General features: G+C 40.3%; 9 protein-coding genes and 3 pseudogenes. 7 read left to right on the top strand and 5 right to left on the bottom strand.

Annotated features, from left to right (window positions below; genetic code table 11):
- Positions 1-9: 9 nt before the first annotated feature.
- From rpsI to IPO83_08120, 3 genes and pseudogenes are all read right to left on the bottom strand, one after another.
- A pseudogene (gene rpsI, locus IPO83_08130) lies at positions 10-400 on the bottom strand (30S ribosomal protein S9).
- A 36-nt stretch (positions 401-436) separates the two neighbouring features.
- Positions 437-875, bottom strand: a pseudogene (gene rplM, locus IPO83_08125) (50S ribosomal protein L13).
- A 533-nt stretch (positions 876-1,408) separates the two neighbouring features.
- The gene (locus IPO83_08120; GenBank protein ID MBK9731241.1) at positions 1,409-1,552 is read right to left on the bottom strand and encodes a hypothetical protein; all 144 of its coding nucleotides are present in this window, start codon (positions 1,550-1,552) and stop codon (positions 1,409-1,411) included.
- 283 nt (positions 1,553-1,835) lie between these two features.
- Between IPO83_08120 and IPO83_08115 the strand changes: the two genes are divergently transcribed.
- Positions 1,836-4,193, top strand: coding sequence for an N-6 DNA methylase (locus IPO83_08115; GenBank protein MBK9731240.1), 2,358 nt, complete (start codon positions 1,836-1,838; stop codon positions 4,191-4,193).
- Positions 4,186-4,809 (top strand): hypothetical protein, encoded by a 624-nt coding sequence (locus IPO83_08110; protein MBK9731239.1) that lies wholly within the window; start codon positions 4,186-4,188, stop codon positions 4,807-4,809. Before IPO83_08115 ends, IPO83_08110 begins: the two co-directional genes overlap by 8 nt.
- Positions 4,810-5,004: 195 nt before the next feature.
- Here IPO83_08110 and IPO83_08105 read toward each other — a convergent pair whose 3' ends face one another.
- A complete protein-coding gene (locus tag IPO83_08105; GenBank protein MBK9731238.1) occupies positions 5,005-5,328 on the bottom strand; it encodes a hypothetical protein in 324 nt (107 codons plus the stop codon).
- A gap of 268 nt (positions 5,329-5,596) precedes the next feature.
- Between IPO83_08105 and nadB the strand changes: the two are divergent.
- The 4 genes and pseudogenes from nadB (at position 5,597) to IPO83_08085 (ending at position 11,597) form a co-directional block, all read left to right on the top strand.
- A pseudogene (gene nadB / locus IPO83_08100) lies at positions 5,597-7,185 on the top strand (L-aspartate oxidase).
- Between the two features lie 150 nt (positions 7,186-7,335).
- Complete coding sequence (locus tag IPO83_08095; protein MBK9731237.1) at positions 7,336-9,009, top strand: D-aminoacylase; 1,674 nt, start codon at positions 7,336-7,338, stop codon at positions 9,007-9,009.
- 99 nt (positions 9,010-9,108) lie between these two features.
- Complete coding sequence (locus IPO83_08090) at positions 9,109-9,633, top strand: hypothetical protein (protein MBK9731236.1); 525 nt, start codon at positions 9,109-9,111, stop codon at positions 9,631-9,633.
- Positions 9,634-9,836: 203 nt separating this feature from the next.
- Positions 9,837-11,597, top strand: coding sequence for a T9SS type A sorting domain-containing protein (locus IPO83_08085; GenBank protein MBK9731235.1), 1,761 nt, complete (start codon positions 9,837-9,839; stop codon positions 11,595-11,597).
- A 138-nt stretch (positions 11,598-11,735) separates the two neighbouring features.
- Here IPO83_08085 and IPO83_08080 read toward each other — a convergent pair whose 3' ends face one another.
- Entirely contained in the window at positions 11,736-13,517 is a 1,782-nt protein-coding gene (locus IPO83_08080; GenBank protein MBK9731234.1) for a tail fiber domain-containing protein, read from the bottom strand.
- Between the two features lie 333 nt (positions 13,518-13,850).
- Between IPO83_08080 and IPO83_08075 the strand changes: the two genes are divergently transcribed.
- Entirely contained in the window at positions 13,851-14,753 is a 903-nt protein-coding gene (locus tag IPO83_08075) for an aminotransferase class IV (protein MBK9731233.1), read from the top strand.
- Positions 14,754-14,825: the final 72 nt, after the last annotated feature.

The raw sequence follows: 14,825 nt of genomic DNA, 5'->3' as shown, positions 1-14,825 counted from the left end.
GTGATGAGATTAACGTTTGCTGAACTGGAAGCGTTTGCGGGCCTTTTGCGTCCCGGCTTTTGCGTTCCACAGCTCTCGGATCGCGTGTTAGCAATTTCAATGGTTTCAGTGTCGCCTTGTATTCAGGATTTATTTTAACCAGCGATCGGGAGATGCCAAGGCGAATGGCTTCGGCCTGGCCTTTAACACCACCGCCGGCAACATTTACAATTACATCGTACTTGCCGTTAAGGTCAAGCAATTTGAAGGGCTGTTCTACAACCTGCTGAAAGATGCGTTGCGGGAAATAGTCGGTATAATCTTTACCGTTCACCACAATTTTAGAATCACCGGTAGCGGGCATGATGTACACGCGGGCCGACGCTTCTTTTCTTCTGCCTATGGAGTTAATTTTTTCCACTTTGTATGAATGATTATTGATGAGTGAGAATGGGAATTATTTAGAAAGCTTGGGTTTTAGTGCTTCGTGGTCATGTTTTTCACCGGCAAACACATGCAGTTTGCTAAACATGGCGCGACCGAGACGCGTTTTTGGCAGCATGCCGCGAACAGCTTCCTCGAGCAGGTAAGTAGGTTTTAACCAGTAATTGTTCAGGTGTTGTTTCTCTTTTTCCACCAGGATAACCGGTATAGGTAACAAGCACCTTATCAGTCATCTTTTTGCCGGTAAGGCGAACTTTTTCTGCATTGATCACTACTACGTGATCGCCACAATCCACGTGCGTAGTGAAGTAGGGCTTGTGTTTGCCAATTAATAAAGAGGCGATCTTGGTGGATACGCGGCCGAGTGTCTGGCCATTGGCATCAATCAGGATCCAATCGTGCTTCACGGTTTGATCGTTGGCATGTTTGGTACGGTAACTTAACGTATTCACAGAGTCAGGTTTTTATGCGGGTTAAAAATTGGGATCGCAAAGGTAGGTGGTTAAGTGAGAGAAACAAGGAAAAGGGGAGAAATTTTTGAAGGCGGCTGCATAACCTGTTGATAATGAAGGTCACTTTCGCACGCTTATCCCATCAGGACACAAGTGCAGAGAAGTAAAATTAGAAATAATACATAAGTGATTGAGTGAGTTTTAGCCCTCATAAAAAATAGCCATTTCGTTTATTTTTTAAACAAATTGTATATTTCGGTATAACTTTGGGATATGACCAAAAAGGTAAAACGAAAACAGGTAAGGAAGTCAATTGAAGAACTTACCGAGGGCTATGAAAAATATATTAATGGGAAGGAATTAAATCCTAATCACAAAGAAGATTTCGAAAGAATAGCGAAGGGAGAGCGTTCTAAACGAGTTTCTCCAAAAGAATATCGAACATCTCAGTAGGACGTTTGCGGTATGAATATCTGAAGCAAGCTTCATCTGCGGGAACCGTTCCCTAAACTGTGCTATTGTAATTGTATCTTTCATTTCTTCCCTTTTTGAGATTCAACAAGTCTTTCAAGTTGTATTCTTACATAATCACTTAACTTTCTATGGTCTGAAACGGCTAATTTTTGGAGAGATTTTTTTAGATCGTTTGAGATTCTAATAGCTAAGGTTGTTTCCATGTTTACAATGTTAGACAACAAATATACAACGTCAAACATTGGAAAACAAATATTTCGTCGAAAATGCTAAAAATATTTAGCCCAATACTATAAAAACAAAGGGCTGTAATCTTACAGCCCTTTGTTACTATATTTTTTTACTTTTGTTAAAAGGGAATAGTTCCCGCTATTCTCTTTTATTTCTTTTTCTTATCAAGTTTCCTTTGCTTTTTTGCCAGAATAAGCAAATATAGGAATTTTTTGCCTTTATCCAAATAATCTTGAATACTAATCTTTTACCCGTATGTTCCAATTCTCGTTAGATATAAATACATGGAGGAAAAAGCTTGGCTATTTTCCTCAATCCCTTTTTCAAAAAAAACATCAACACGAGAAATATGTTTTATTGAATGGGAAAGGAGGAAATTTTTGCGTTGATTATACAGAAGAAGACCCGATTAACTGTCGCTCATATGCTTGGTCTGCTAATGTTGGACACTACATCTCCATCAAAGGGAGTAAATTGAAACTTTTTCGGTGGGATAAATTTTCAGCGACAGATGAGTTAGAGGTTAGCAGGGTTGTCAATGATATTGAATCGTTCAATGATTACATCGCTAAACAAAGGGTAGATACTACTAAAGACAGCATAAATTTATCGCTTAGCTTATATAGACAAATCAGAGCTTCTCTTAGAGATAAAAAGGGAGAGGAATCATTGAACGCTCTTTTGTGTGTATTTGCCTCTTATGAGGATAATGCTTCTCTCACTAACATCAATAAAATGAAATGGGGATTAAGTGATAAAGCTATAAGTAGTGCCAAAGAACTAAACAGGACTATATGGAACCAAATTATGGATCAAATAGATGAAGGGATACCCTCTCTTAAAATCAAACCGAAGATTGAAATTTTACTTCGTCATGCTGCGGGTCAAATTTTTCAAGAAGCACATTTTGAATCTGTTTTTCCATCACAACTACAATTCCCGGAATTTATGCCATCTGCTATCAAGGGACATAAGTTTTCTCCTACATTTAGTTCTCATTATACTCCGACTTCTATAGTTAGATCAATCGTGGAGGAGGTGCTAAGAGGATTTGAATTAAAGGAAAAACATCAAATAACTATTCTTGACCCCGCTGTAGGCTCTGGAGAATTTCTAAAAGAAATATTGCGTCAACTAAACTTAACAGGATATAGCGGGAAGATAAAACTAATTGGATGGGATATTTCACAGGCGGCAATCGACTTAGCTAACTTTTCTATATGCTTTGAAAAGCAAGCTGCAATAAATCCATCTCGAATCACAGTTGAACTATTCAAAAAAAACGCCCTGACTAAAAGTGATTCTTGGGACGTTTCTTCCGATATTATCTTAATGAATCCACCTTTTATTTCATGGGAAAACATGGGAGAAAGTGAGAAAGAAGCAGTGATCGAAATACTTCAAGATAATTTTAAAGGGCGACCTAATATGGCCGGTGCATTTTTATGGAAGGCTGCAAATAGTTTGAATTACGGTGGCCGGATAGGATGTATTGTACCAAGCTCCATCTTAGAGGCCGATTCATTTATTAAATTAAGAAATGAATTGTCCGTCCGAATGCATATCGATTTCTTAGGAAAATTAGGAGACCACTCTGTATTTGAAGAAGCAATATCAGCGCCATCCATTTTAATATCCACTTCACTAAACACTGATAAACCCATTCAATTGATGTGGAGTGATAATTCGCCAGATGGCTATGCTTCCGGACTGAGGGAACTAAGAAAAATTACTTCAATTTTATCAGCGCCACAACCATTTATTTTACCTGGGAATAATTTCAGTTTTTATTATATACCCCAACTTAATAACAAAAATTGGACTCCGATAGACTTTGCTGCATACCAATTAATTGAAAAGCTAAATGGGATGCCAAAAGTTAAAGATTTATTTGAAATAAAACAAGGAGTCAGGACTGGTCTAAATAAGGCATTTATTATCGATAAAATATTCTACGAATCGCTGCTAAAGCGAGAACAGAAATATTTTCGTCCAGTAATTACTAATGATTCTATTCATTTTGGCTCTCTTAATGATAATGCTTACATTTTTTACGCGGAAGGAAAAAACGCAATCAAAAACGAAAACGAACTAAAAAGTGCAGTACCCACTTTTTATAGTATAAAATTTTCAGAATACGTAGACAGGCTTTCCACGCGTGCTCGTAAATCTATTCTAAATTACTGGCGGTTAAGTGAACATCGAAATTGGCAATTGGATTCTTCTCCCAAAATTGTATCAAAGGAATTTGGATTAGCTGGTTCATTTGCTTTTGATGTAGAGGGTATCTTTGTTGCAGAGCGAAGTCATGCTTGGCTATCCAAAGAGCTCGCTCAATCAATAAATATCGGACACGCCTATATTGCTGTTCTTTCCATGAATATAGTTAATGATCTATTAAAGGGTGTTTCGAAGCAAATTATGAGTGGGAGTTACTATCTATCTTCTAAATTTATCAATGACATGCCATTACCAAATCTTTTTGACAATTCGATTAACCCAAAAGTTAAAGGTGAACTTATAGATATTGGCAAATTGCTTTCTTTAGGAGACTATGGAAATGATGTACGTGGTCGGTTAGAAAAATTAACAGATAAAGTTTTCTATGGCTAATAGGTATCCCACCTTCTTATTAACCGAGTTTGAAAAATTTTTGCGTAATATCTTGTCGGATATTTACGATTCTTCTGAATTAAAATTTGAGGCGTCTGGCAACTTTTATTCAATTGCTCACTCGCAATTTGCTCTTAGATATAATAATGCTGAATGGATAGTTCCCTTTTTCATTAAAAAGTTTGAGCAGCAAACCGATAAGCGATGGATTTATTGGATTGGTGTTACTATGAAATTTTCATCAACAAAAGAGGCAGAACCACATGATGTTTCTTTAAGATTTTTCTTAGGAGAAAGAGAGGATCAAATTACCATGATTTTTCGTGCAGAATATTCCTTGAAAGTCCAAAATCATGGTCAACCGCATTGGCATTTTCACTTAATTGATGAGATTGAAAAAACGCCTGATACATATGAAGCTTTCACTGCAACGACCACAGAATCTTTTGAGGTTAAACCTGAACTTTCATTTTCTTCCAAATTCAAAGATATTCACTTTTCAATGGCATGGAGAATTAAAGAGGGTCAATTTCTTGACTTGTCAGGAAATACAATGAAGTGGATGCAGGAAACGCTTAAATATCTGAAAAAGGAAATTCAAGAGGTCCATTCATGATTTTATAGATTATCGTTTCTTCTATCTATCGCATTTGTGTTCTGATGGTATAAGCACCCACTTTCGCATAATATTTTTTATCGCCTGCGGAGTAAGGAGATTGCGTGGCTATAATCGAATTGTTTTAGGTATTTTGGAAAGGATAGGTCAAGACTTGGTTTGCTGGTAATTCAATACAGCAGACTTGTAGGGTTATCAAATCATCGCTTTCCAAATACTAAGGAATATGCAAATAAATGTAATCAGGCAAGTCACCATCGCTGCCATGATCCAATTTCCAGATTCTTTTTTAAAGTATGCTATGATATCCATCACGATCGCAATGGTTACCCCGATGCCTATTATGTATTTATAAATCTCATTCTCTAATTCTATAATTCCAAACAAGGCTTGTGTCTTACCGTCTGCATTAACATAAACTGATGCTAAGTAGAAATTCAGGGTTAATAGTCCCAAAAGACCAATCAATCCTAAAAGAAGAGAAACCTTAGCATGGAGATTATTGGTTAAGCCTTTCAAAATTATGGGGGATTTGATTGCTTAACATAGAATAATTTAATCAATTAGAATCAACGCTGCCTCCATTTGCTTTCTAAACCCATGAAATCTTCAAGATGATAAATAGAAGGTGATCGAAAATGAATGAACGAAATTACTGCATTTGATGATCAGCACTTTTAAACCGGCTTCGGTAAAATAGAAAAACCGCTGAATCTTCATCAGTCATCAACCTTTTTCTCGCTATCATGTTAACTATCATCCTCTCACTTTCATTTATCTTGCACCCATGAAAAAGTACGACTTCCTCATTATCGGTTCCGGAATCGCCGGACTCACCTATGCGTTAAAAGTTGCGAAGTATGGAACCGTCTGTATCATCACCAAAGCATCGGAAGATGAGTCAAATACCAAATATGCACAGGGTGGTGTGGCGGCAGTCTGGGACTTTGAAGAAGATTCTTATAAAAAACACATCGCCGATACATTGGACGCCGGCGCAGGATTGTGTGATAAAAAGATTGTGGAGATTGTAGTGAAGGAAGGTCCGCTGCGTGTGAAGGAAGTGATTGACTGGGGCGCGCATTTCGATAAGAATGAAGAGGGCGAATATGATTTGGGAAGGGAAGGCGGACACAGCGAGCACCGTGTATTGCACCATAAAGACAACACCGGTTTTGAAATTGAACGCACATTGCTGAAACAGATTCAACGGCATCCGAATATTGAATTGTTCACACATTATTTTGCCATTGACATCATCACGCAACATCACCTCGGCATTGAGGTAACGCGCCGCACTAAAAACATTGAATGCTATGGCGTGTATGTATTGAATACAAAAACTAAAAAAACAGAGACGCTGCTTTCACGCATCACCTTGCTTGCTACCGGTGGTGCCGGACATGTGTACCGGAACACTACGAATCCGATTATTGCAACAGGTGATGGCATCGCCATGCTCTACCGTGCAAAAGGAAAAGTACAGGACATGGAATTCTACCAGTTTCATCCGACGGCTTTGTATCATCCCGGAGAATATCCTTCCTATCTGATCACGGAAGCCATTCGCGGATTTGGTGCGATACTGAGAACGGTAGATGGAAAAGAATTCATGCAGAAATATGACAAGCGTAAATCACTGGCGCCACGCGATATCGTAGCCCGCGCTATCGACAATGAAATGAAAAAGCGCGGCGATGATTATGTGATGCTCGACTGCCGGCATCTTGATAAGAAAAAATTCATTGAGCACTTCCCGAATATTTATGAGAAATGCCTTTCGATCGGCATTGATATTATGAAAGATATGATTCCGGTAGTGCCTGCCGCGCACTATTTATGCGGTGGCATAAAAACGGATGAATGGGGAAGAAGCTCTATCAAAAATTTATATGCCTGCGGTGAATGCGCCTGCACCGGATTGCATGGCGCCAACAGACTTGCTTCCAACTCCTTGCTTGAAGCAATGGTTTTTTCTCATCGTGCCTATTTGGATGCGGTGAAAAAGTTGCTAAAATTCCTTTCAAAGAAAAAATTCCGAAGTGGAATGCGGAAGGCACTTTCAATCCTGAAGAAATGGTATTGATCACTTTCACACGGCAGGAAGTGCAGGACATGATGAGCAATTATGTTGGCATTGTACGTTCGAACTTACGACTGAAGCGTGCCTTTGAAAGATTGGAATTGATCTACCGTGAAACAGAAGAACTCTATCAACGTACGGTGGTATCTCCCGAACTCTGCGAGTTGCGTAACCTGGTTAATATTGGTTACCTGATCATCCGCTCTTCCATTGCACGCAAAGAAAGTCGTGGATTGAATTACAATACAGATTATCCGAAGAAATTGAAGGTAGCGAAGAATACAATGTTATAAATTCATATCCTCACAAATATAGTAGTGTAAATCACTTCACCATTCAGCAAATCCTCGCTGCGGACAATGGCTTTCGGATAAGATCCTGTGCAGAACAAAAGAGAGATGGTAAACCATTCATCGATAAAAAAATTCCTCTACCTTGTTGATATGAAAAACTTCATCTTTCTTTTCACTGCAATTATTTTTCTTGCTTCCTGCACATCAAAAAAATATGACCTCATTATCCGCAATGGAATCATCTATGATGGAAGCGGCGAAGAACCTGTTCGCGCCGACATCGCAGTAAATGCCGACACAATTGCTTTCATCGGCGATCTCAGCAATGCTACGGGAACGAAAGAAATTGATGCCAAAAGCAGAGCAGTTACTCCCGGCTTCATCAACATGCTCAGTTGGGCAAACGAATCCTTGATAAAAAATGGCCATTCAAAAAGTGATATCCTGCAGGGCGTTACGACTGAAATAATGGGAGAAGGTTGGAGCATGGGACCACTCAATGATTCCATGAAGGCGCAAAATCTGAGAGAAGAAGCAGACATCAAATATCCTATTGAATGGACTACGCTCGGTGAATACCTGAATTTTCTGGAGAAGAAAGGTATTGCCTGCAATGTGTCTTCATTTATTGGTGCTACTACTGTCCGAATTCACGAAGTAGGTTTTACCGATCGGGCAGCAACACCTGAAGAACTTAACCGCATGCGCGATCTTGTTCGGGAAGCGATGCGCGAAGGAGCATTGGGTGTCGGTTCATCACTTATTTATTCACCTGCCACTTATGCCAGTACGGAAGAACTGATTGCGCTTTGCAAAGCTGCCGGCGAATACAATGGCATGTATATTTCTCACATGCGCAACGAAGGCAATACGATTGACAGCGCAGTGAATGAATTGATTCGTATTGCGCGCGAAGCGAATGTGCCCGCAGAAATCTATCACTTCAAACAAGCGGGTTATAATAACTGGAATAAATGTGACGCCATAATTAAAAAGGTGGAGGATGCACGTGCTGCAGGATTACAAATCACAGCCGACATGTATAATTATACCGCCGGGGGAACAGGACTTTATGCCTGTCTTCCTCCATGGGTACAATCAGGCGGAGTTGATTCACTGATCCTGCGACTGAAAGACGCCAAACTAAGGTCAAGGGTGATTAAGGAAATGAATACACCCACCAATGAATGGGATAATTTTTATCAGAATGTAAAATCACCTGATTCAATTTTGCTGGCATCGTTTTCAAATGATTCATTAAAAAAATTTCAGGGAAAATCACTCTCCGAAGTGGCACATATCAGAAATAAAACACCGCAGGAAACATTGCTTGACCTGGTTATTGAAGACCGTGATGCAACCGGTGCCATCTTTTTTGTAATGAGTGAAGACAATTTGCGTAAAGAAGCGGTGATGCCCTGGATGAGTTTCGGCAGTGATGAAGCAAGTTATTCTGATGATTCTGTTTTCTTCAAATCAAATTGCCATCCGCGTGCTTACGGGAATTTTACGCGGGTGATCACGAAATGGTCGCGCGATCAAAAATTGTTTTCACTTCAGGAAGCAATACGTAAAATGACTTCATTGCCTGCGCAAAACCTGAAACTGCAAAAGCGTGGAATGCTTGCAGTGGGTTACTACGCCGATATTTTAATCTTCGATCCTAATGCTATTCAGGATCATGCAACCTTTCAAAACCCGCGGCAATATGCAACGGGTATGGACGATGTTTTTGTAAACGGAAAACCCGTATTGGAAGAAGGAAAATTTACCGATGCATTGCCCGGCAGGTTTGTAAAAGGTCCGGGATTCGGAAAGAAGTGATCAGCAAAAGAATTTCTGAAAAGGGAAATCATTGACCCTATAAAATGTATCGTGCAACGCTGTTCGTTTAAGAAATGTCATTAGGCTGAAAAATGATGTATGAAACAACTGCTCCTCATTGTGCCATTACTATTCTTATTGCTTTCCTGCAAGAAAGATGAAGTTATCATGAACGACTCCACCGAACTTCAACAGCAATCCGCCTGGAAATCTGAAAAGTTCAAATGGGATTATACCATTCAGTTTCCCCGTTATTATGATGGTGGATATATGCAGGGTTTTGAAGGTGGAACGTTTGATAAGTTAAGAGACGATACACGCACTCATTTCTTCTATTCCTATACCAACGGACTTCAATATTTTGATTTTGGTGATACTCTTGTTGATGAAACCATTGATTCCATTTCTGTAGGCGATATGCTGACCATTCTTCCCTTTCGTCTTGATTTCACCCAAAACGGACAAACAGTTGGTATTTTATTTTACAATGATGTATGGTCCGTCAGTTCCGGTATTTTGTATTGGAAAGACGACGGCGTTTTTAAAAATGCGCTTCGCGTATCATATGCCAATGATAGGAAGGATGAAATGCTGACCATCCTGAAAACTATACAGCACAATTAGTCCTGTATCTGAGCTCCTTGCATGACAGGCCTTGATTTACTACCGGCAACATAGAAATGGTGCTGTTGCATGAGTTCTTGCGCCTGATAAAAATCATATCAGCTAATTACAAATGTCATTTATCGGAACTTCCCTTTCTCCGAATTTTGCGGGGGAATGCCACTTTCAGGGTGTTCGCAATTATTTCACTAAAAAATGAAAAAATGAAACCGTACCTGTTTCTCCTCCTCCTTTTGCTGCCATTCAATTCAATCAGCCAGGTAACTGTTGCTTGGGAACAGCCTACTCGCGGCAATGCCATCGCAGTGGACGCCAGCAATAATGTTTACACCGTAGATTATGAATCCAACCTCGGTGATGAAATGAAAATCACCAAGCGTGATGCAGATGGTAATTTTATCTGGGTAACCAGTTACAATCAAACCGACAACACCAAGTGGGAGCGTGCTTCCTGGATCACCTGCGACAACAATGGCAACATCATTGTAACAGGCACTTCCATGTCAGGTTTTTCAAATCCGGTTGAAGCAGCGAGTATCGTAATGAAGTTTAACGCTGCCGGCAATTTACTGTGGCGCAATGTGTATGAAAGCAGCTTCGACGGTTCTTCCACCAGGAAATGCCTGGTAGATGCAAACAATAACATCTACGTTTTAGGAATGGGAAGCGGTCCCGCGGGTTATGTAACCAAGGTGAAAAAATTTAAACCCAACGGCACAGCATTATGGTCTTACTTCGACTCAGACGGAATTGGTGTTGCCATCAATTTCAAGTTTTCGCCTGATAATAAAATTGTGATTGCAGGACGTTCCGCCTTTGGAAGTGTAAACGGCTATTCAAAAATTGATCTTGACGGAAATAAAATCTGGAGCCTGCCGCTTGTATTCAGCCTGACAGTGGGCGATGTAGCCGGCGACACATTTGGAAACTCTTATGTGGTGCACACTGAATATGTTTTCAATGGAACTACAGAAATTAAAAAGCTCGACAATGCAGGAAATATACTCTGGGACCATGTTTATGGAATGTCCGGAAACAAGATTGAAGTCGGCACAGATAATAAAGCAGTTATCAGCGGCTACCCGAACGCAGGTGCAGGTGCTGCCTTTTTCAAGATTGATGAAAACGGCAATCAATTGTGGATCAATTTAGATGCTGACGGCCCACAGGCATTATTTCTTCATGCTTTGTTATTGCTGGATAACAACAACAACGCTTATCTCGCAGCAGGAACACTGTTTAACATGGCCGTTTGCAAAGTGAATAATGATGGCACCAACGGCTGGACGGCTCTCACGAATTCCGGTGGTTATGCTAATTCGATGGTATTTGGAAAGAATCTCAACAGCATCTTTGTAGTAGGCGGCATTACAGCCCGATTGAATGATGAAACAGTGCCTGTATGTGAACCTTCCGCAAATATTTTCTTCAATAGTATAACTCCTGCTTCGATTAAAGTAAGCTGGGACGCTGTACCGGGCGCAGTCCAATATGAACTGTGGCGGAAAAAATCATCGGCAGCCAGCAATTGGAAAGTCGTATTTGTAGCCGGTGACAAAACCTCAAAGAATATTAAGAACCTCGCATGCAATACAAGTTTTGATTTTAAGATCAGAACCGTTTGTGATGTTGCAGGAACCGTAGTCTCCGCATTTTCTCCGGTTTTTACAGCAACCACTTCGCCATGCAAACTTGAAAGTGAAATGGTAACGGAAAACCCTTTAAAAGTTTATCCGAATCCGGCAAGCGATCAAATTTCTGTGGAACTGATGCTGCCGGATGCTGTAAGCAATGGAAGAATAGAACTGATGGATGTGAACGGTCGTATAGTAATTTCGCAAGGCATTGCTGATTTGCAAAGCACGGTTGTTAATCTGGATGTAAGATCATTGACGGCTGGCATATATTTCGTCAGAATCATTGGCGGTCAAAACATCCTTACGCAAAAATTGGTGATTGAATAATCTTCATTGATAACAAACACGAAGCCGGCCCTGAGAATGCCGGCTTCGAATTTAATATTTGCTTGAGTAATCAGGCAGGCAAAATGAAAATCCCCTACAAGTTCCATTCCTGCAAAGGATGATTTTGTTTCGCTGATTTTATTTGTTTAAAATCATCTGCCTCGTTTCAAATATTTTTCCATCAATGTACAAGGTGTATTGATAACCGCCCGAAACCAATGAACCCGCATCAATCAAAACATGCGACTGATCGCAACTTACGGGAATAGCTATCGCAATTTTTCCGGTTGCTGATGCGGTAATCACAATCGATGCACTGTTACATCCTTTCGGAATTCTGAATGGAATCACCGTGCTGTTATCAAATGGATTGGGAATATTCTGGCCGAGCAGTGGTGAAGCATTTTCTGTTTCGAATGAAATTTTTGCGGCGCCATCAATTGTTGTTGAAGTGGACGGCAGAGCGGAAAGTAATTGGCCCACCTGGGTTTTTAATTCATCAATTTGTTTTTGCTGTGCATCAATTTTTGAATGGAGATTAGTATTCTCCACCTGTAATCCGTTCTGCACCAAATTCAACTCCTGCACTGCTTTGGTCAAGGGCACAACAAACTCCGCATAACGCAGTCCCATCACCATTCCGCTTTTATCAACGCCACTGAAATCATAACCAATTTTTTGCGCTGCGGCATCTACATCCTGTGCAATAAATCCTGTGAAAGCAATTTTTTCAATATCATTCTTACCTTCCCATTGTGCATCGTCTGTAATGCCCATCAATTTATTTTGCTTAGAAACATTGTAATGAAAGGTAACAGGGCGCAATGCTGCTATGAATGCTAAGCCGGGCACATTTTCCTGTACATTATCCTTTATACGTGCATCGCTTCCGGAAGTCCAGTCAACCTGGCAACTATAACTTGAAACGGACGCATCGCCAATGCGAACTTTGTCACTGGCATCTACAATAGCTCCATTTCCAATTGCTGTTGCATTGGTTAATTCATCAACTCCTACGTCTGCGCCAAAGCCTACTGCGGTGTTCCCGTTTCCGCTTTTGTTGGAACCCAGAGCAGCGTATCCATAAGCTGAATTGTTTTTTCCGGTCGTATTGATTGCCAGCGCATAATATCCTGAAGCGGTAAGTCCAGCTCCGGTGGTATTCGACAGCAATGCATTGTATCCGTTCGCTACATTTGAATTTCCGGTCGTGTTGGAAAAAAGCGCCTTGTATCCAACTGCCGTATTAGAAACTTCGCCATTACCACCCAGTCCAACTGATATTCCGTTAAGGAAACCACTGATTTTTGCATCGCCTGTTACATCCAGTTTAGCAGCAGGAGCAACCGTTCCGATGCCTACATTGCCACCGAAATATCCGTTTCTCCATACAAGTGCAGCAGAACCAAGATCGATAGCATTGTTATTCTTCGGTATCAGCGATTGATTAACGGCGACATTACTTAAGTTATCAAGTTTTTTGGTAGATCCTCCGGTAACCCAACTCAATACACCAACTCCATTGGTGGAAAGTACCTGACCTGACGATCCATCTTTGTTAGGCAATGTCCATATCGCCGTATTGCTGTTACCGATAGCATCCGGTGCTTTAAAGCCCACGTAATTCGTGCCATTGGCAGGTAATTCTGTAAATCGTAATTCACCGGTATTACCTGCTGCGGCTCCATAGTTTCCAATCTGAACAGCATTCGCCTGGCTGGGTTTTATTTGCAGGTTAGCGGATGGTGTAGCAGTTCCAATTCCTACATTACCGTTTGCAGGAAAAGTATTTTGTGCCCTCATCGAAAGTGGCATCGATAAAGTAATGGCAATAAATAATTTTGAAATGTTTCTGCATGGCATCGCAGCTTTAATATTGGACGCTGTCACATTTTGGAGCAGGGTAGTTTTGTTTCTCATTGGATGAGTTTGGGTTTTAATTTGGAAAGTGATTTAGATCTTCCGGGTTCAACCGGATTTGCACGAAAACTATTTTGAAGTTAGGTGGCTTTAGCGAATAAAAAAAACAAATATTCCTGAAAACAAATTAAAGCGTCGGTTGCTATTATTTTGATGGTGAATCAGATGATGTTTGAATAGAAAATAAATTTTAATTCTTTTTCTTCTATTGACTGTTTACAAACTAACCCTCCATAATTTGAAAGCATTTTGTTAGCATGTTAAACAAGTGCTGATGTTGATTTTGGTAATTTCGCCATACGTAAAAACTGTAGTTAACTAAATTTCAAATGCATGCAGCAGCAATTCAATTCACAAAACGAAAACATTTTAATTTCCATCAACGGAAAATTATTGCCGCGCAAGGATGCTAAAGTTTCCGTGTTCGATTCTTCAGTGCAGGGTGGTGATGCGGTATGGGAAGGCATTCGTGTATATGATGGAAAAATTTTCTGTCTGAACGAACATCTTACACGTCTGCAGGAAAGTGCCCATTCGATGTTGTTTCAAAATATTCCTTCCAAAGAACAAATCAAGCAAGCCCTTTTTGAAACCCTGCAGGCAAATGGCATGCGCGATGGAGCACACATCCGGCTTACGCTCACTCGCGGCGAAAAAATTACCAGCGGTATGGATCCCCGGTTAAATCAAAAAGGATGCACGCTGATTGTGCTGGCTGAATGGAAAAAACCGGTGTACGGAAATGAAGCAATCTCGCTTGTTACGGCTTCCATTCGCAGAAATTCACCCATGAATATTGATTCAAAAATTCATCATAATAATCTCATCAATAACATCCTCGCAAAAATTGAAGCGAACATCGCGGGCGCAGATGATGCGTTGATGCTCGACAACTATGGTTTTGTTTCGGAAACTAATTCCTGCAACATTTTCATGATAAAAAATGGCGTGCTGCTTACACCGTGTGCTGATGCCTGTCTTCCGGGAATTACACGCGGAAAAGTGTTGCAGCTTGCTATCCAAATGCAAATTCCTGTTAAGGAGAAAAACATTTCTGTTACTGAATTGTACAATGCAGATATTGTATTCACTTCCGGAACGATGGGAGAACTCACGCTCGTGAATAAGCTGGATGGAAGAATGATCATCAATAAAAGCGCTGACACGCTCTTTGAAAAAATTCTTCAGACATTCAGAAATCTCACGCAGACAGAAGGGGAACAATTGCCTTTTTGATCGACATTGCAGGGTTTATTTGGAAACAAATAGAGCGGAAGTCTTTTATGACTGATCGAAATAATTATGACT

The sequence above is a fragment of the Chitinophagaceae bacterium genome (assembly GCA_016717285.1).
In the GTDB taxonomy this organism is placed as follows: domain Bacteria; phylum Bacteroidota; class Bacteroidia; order Chitinophagales; family UBA10324; genus JACCZZ01.
Note: the sequence above shows the minus strand (reverse complement) of the source record. Positions and strands in the feature narration are given on the sequence as shown.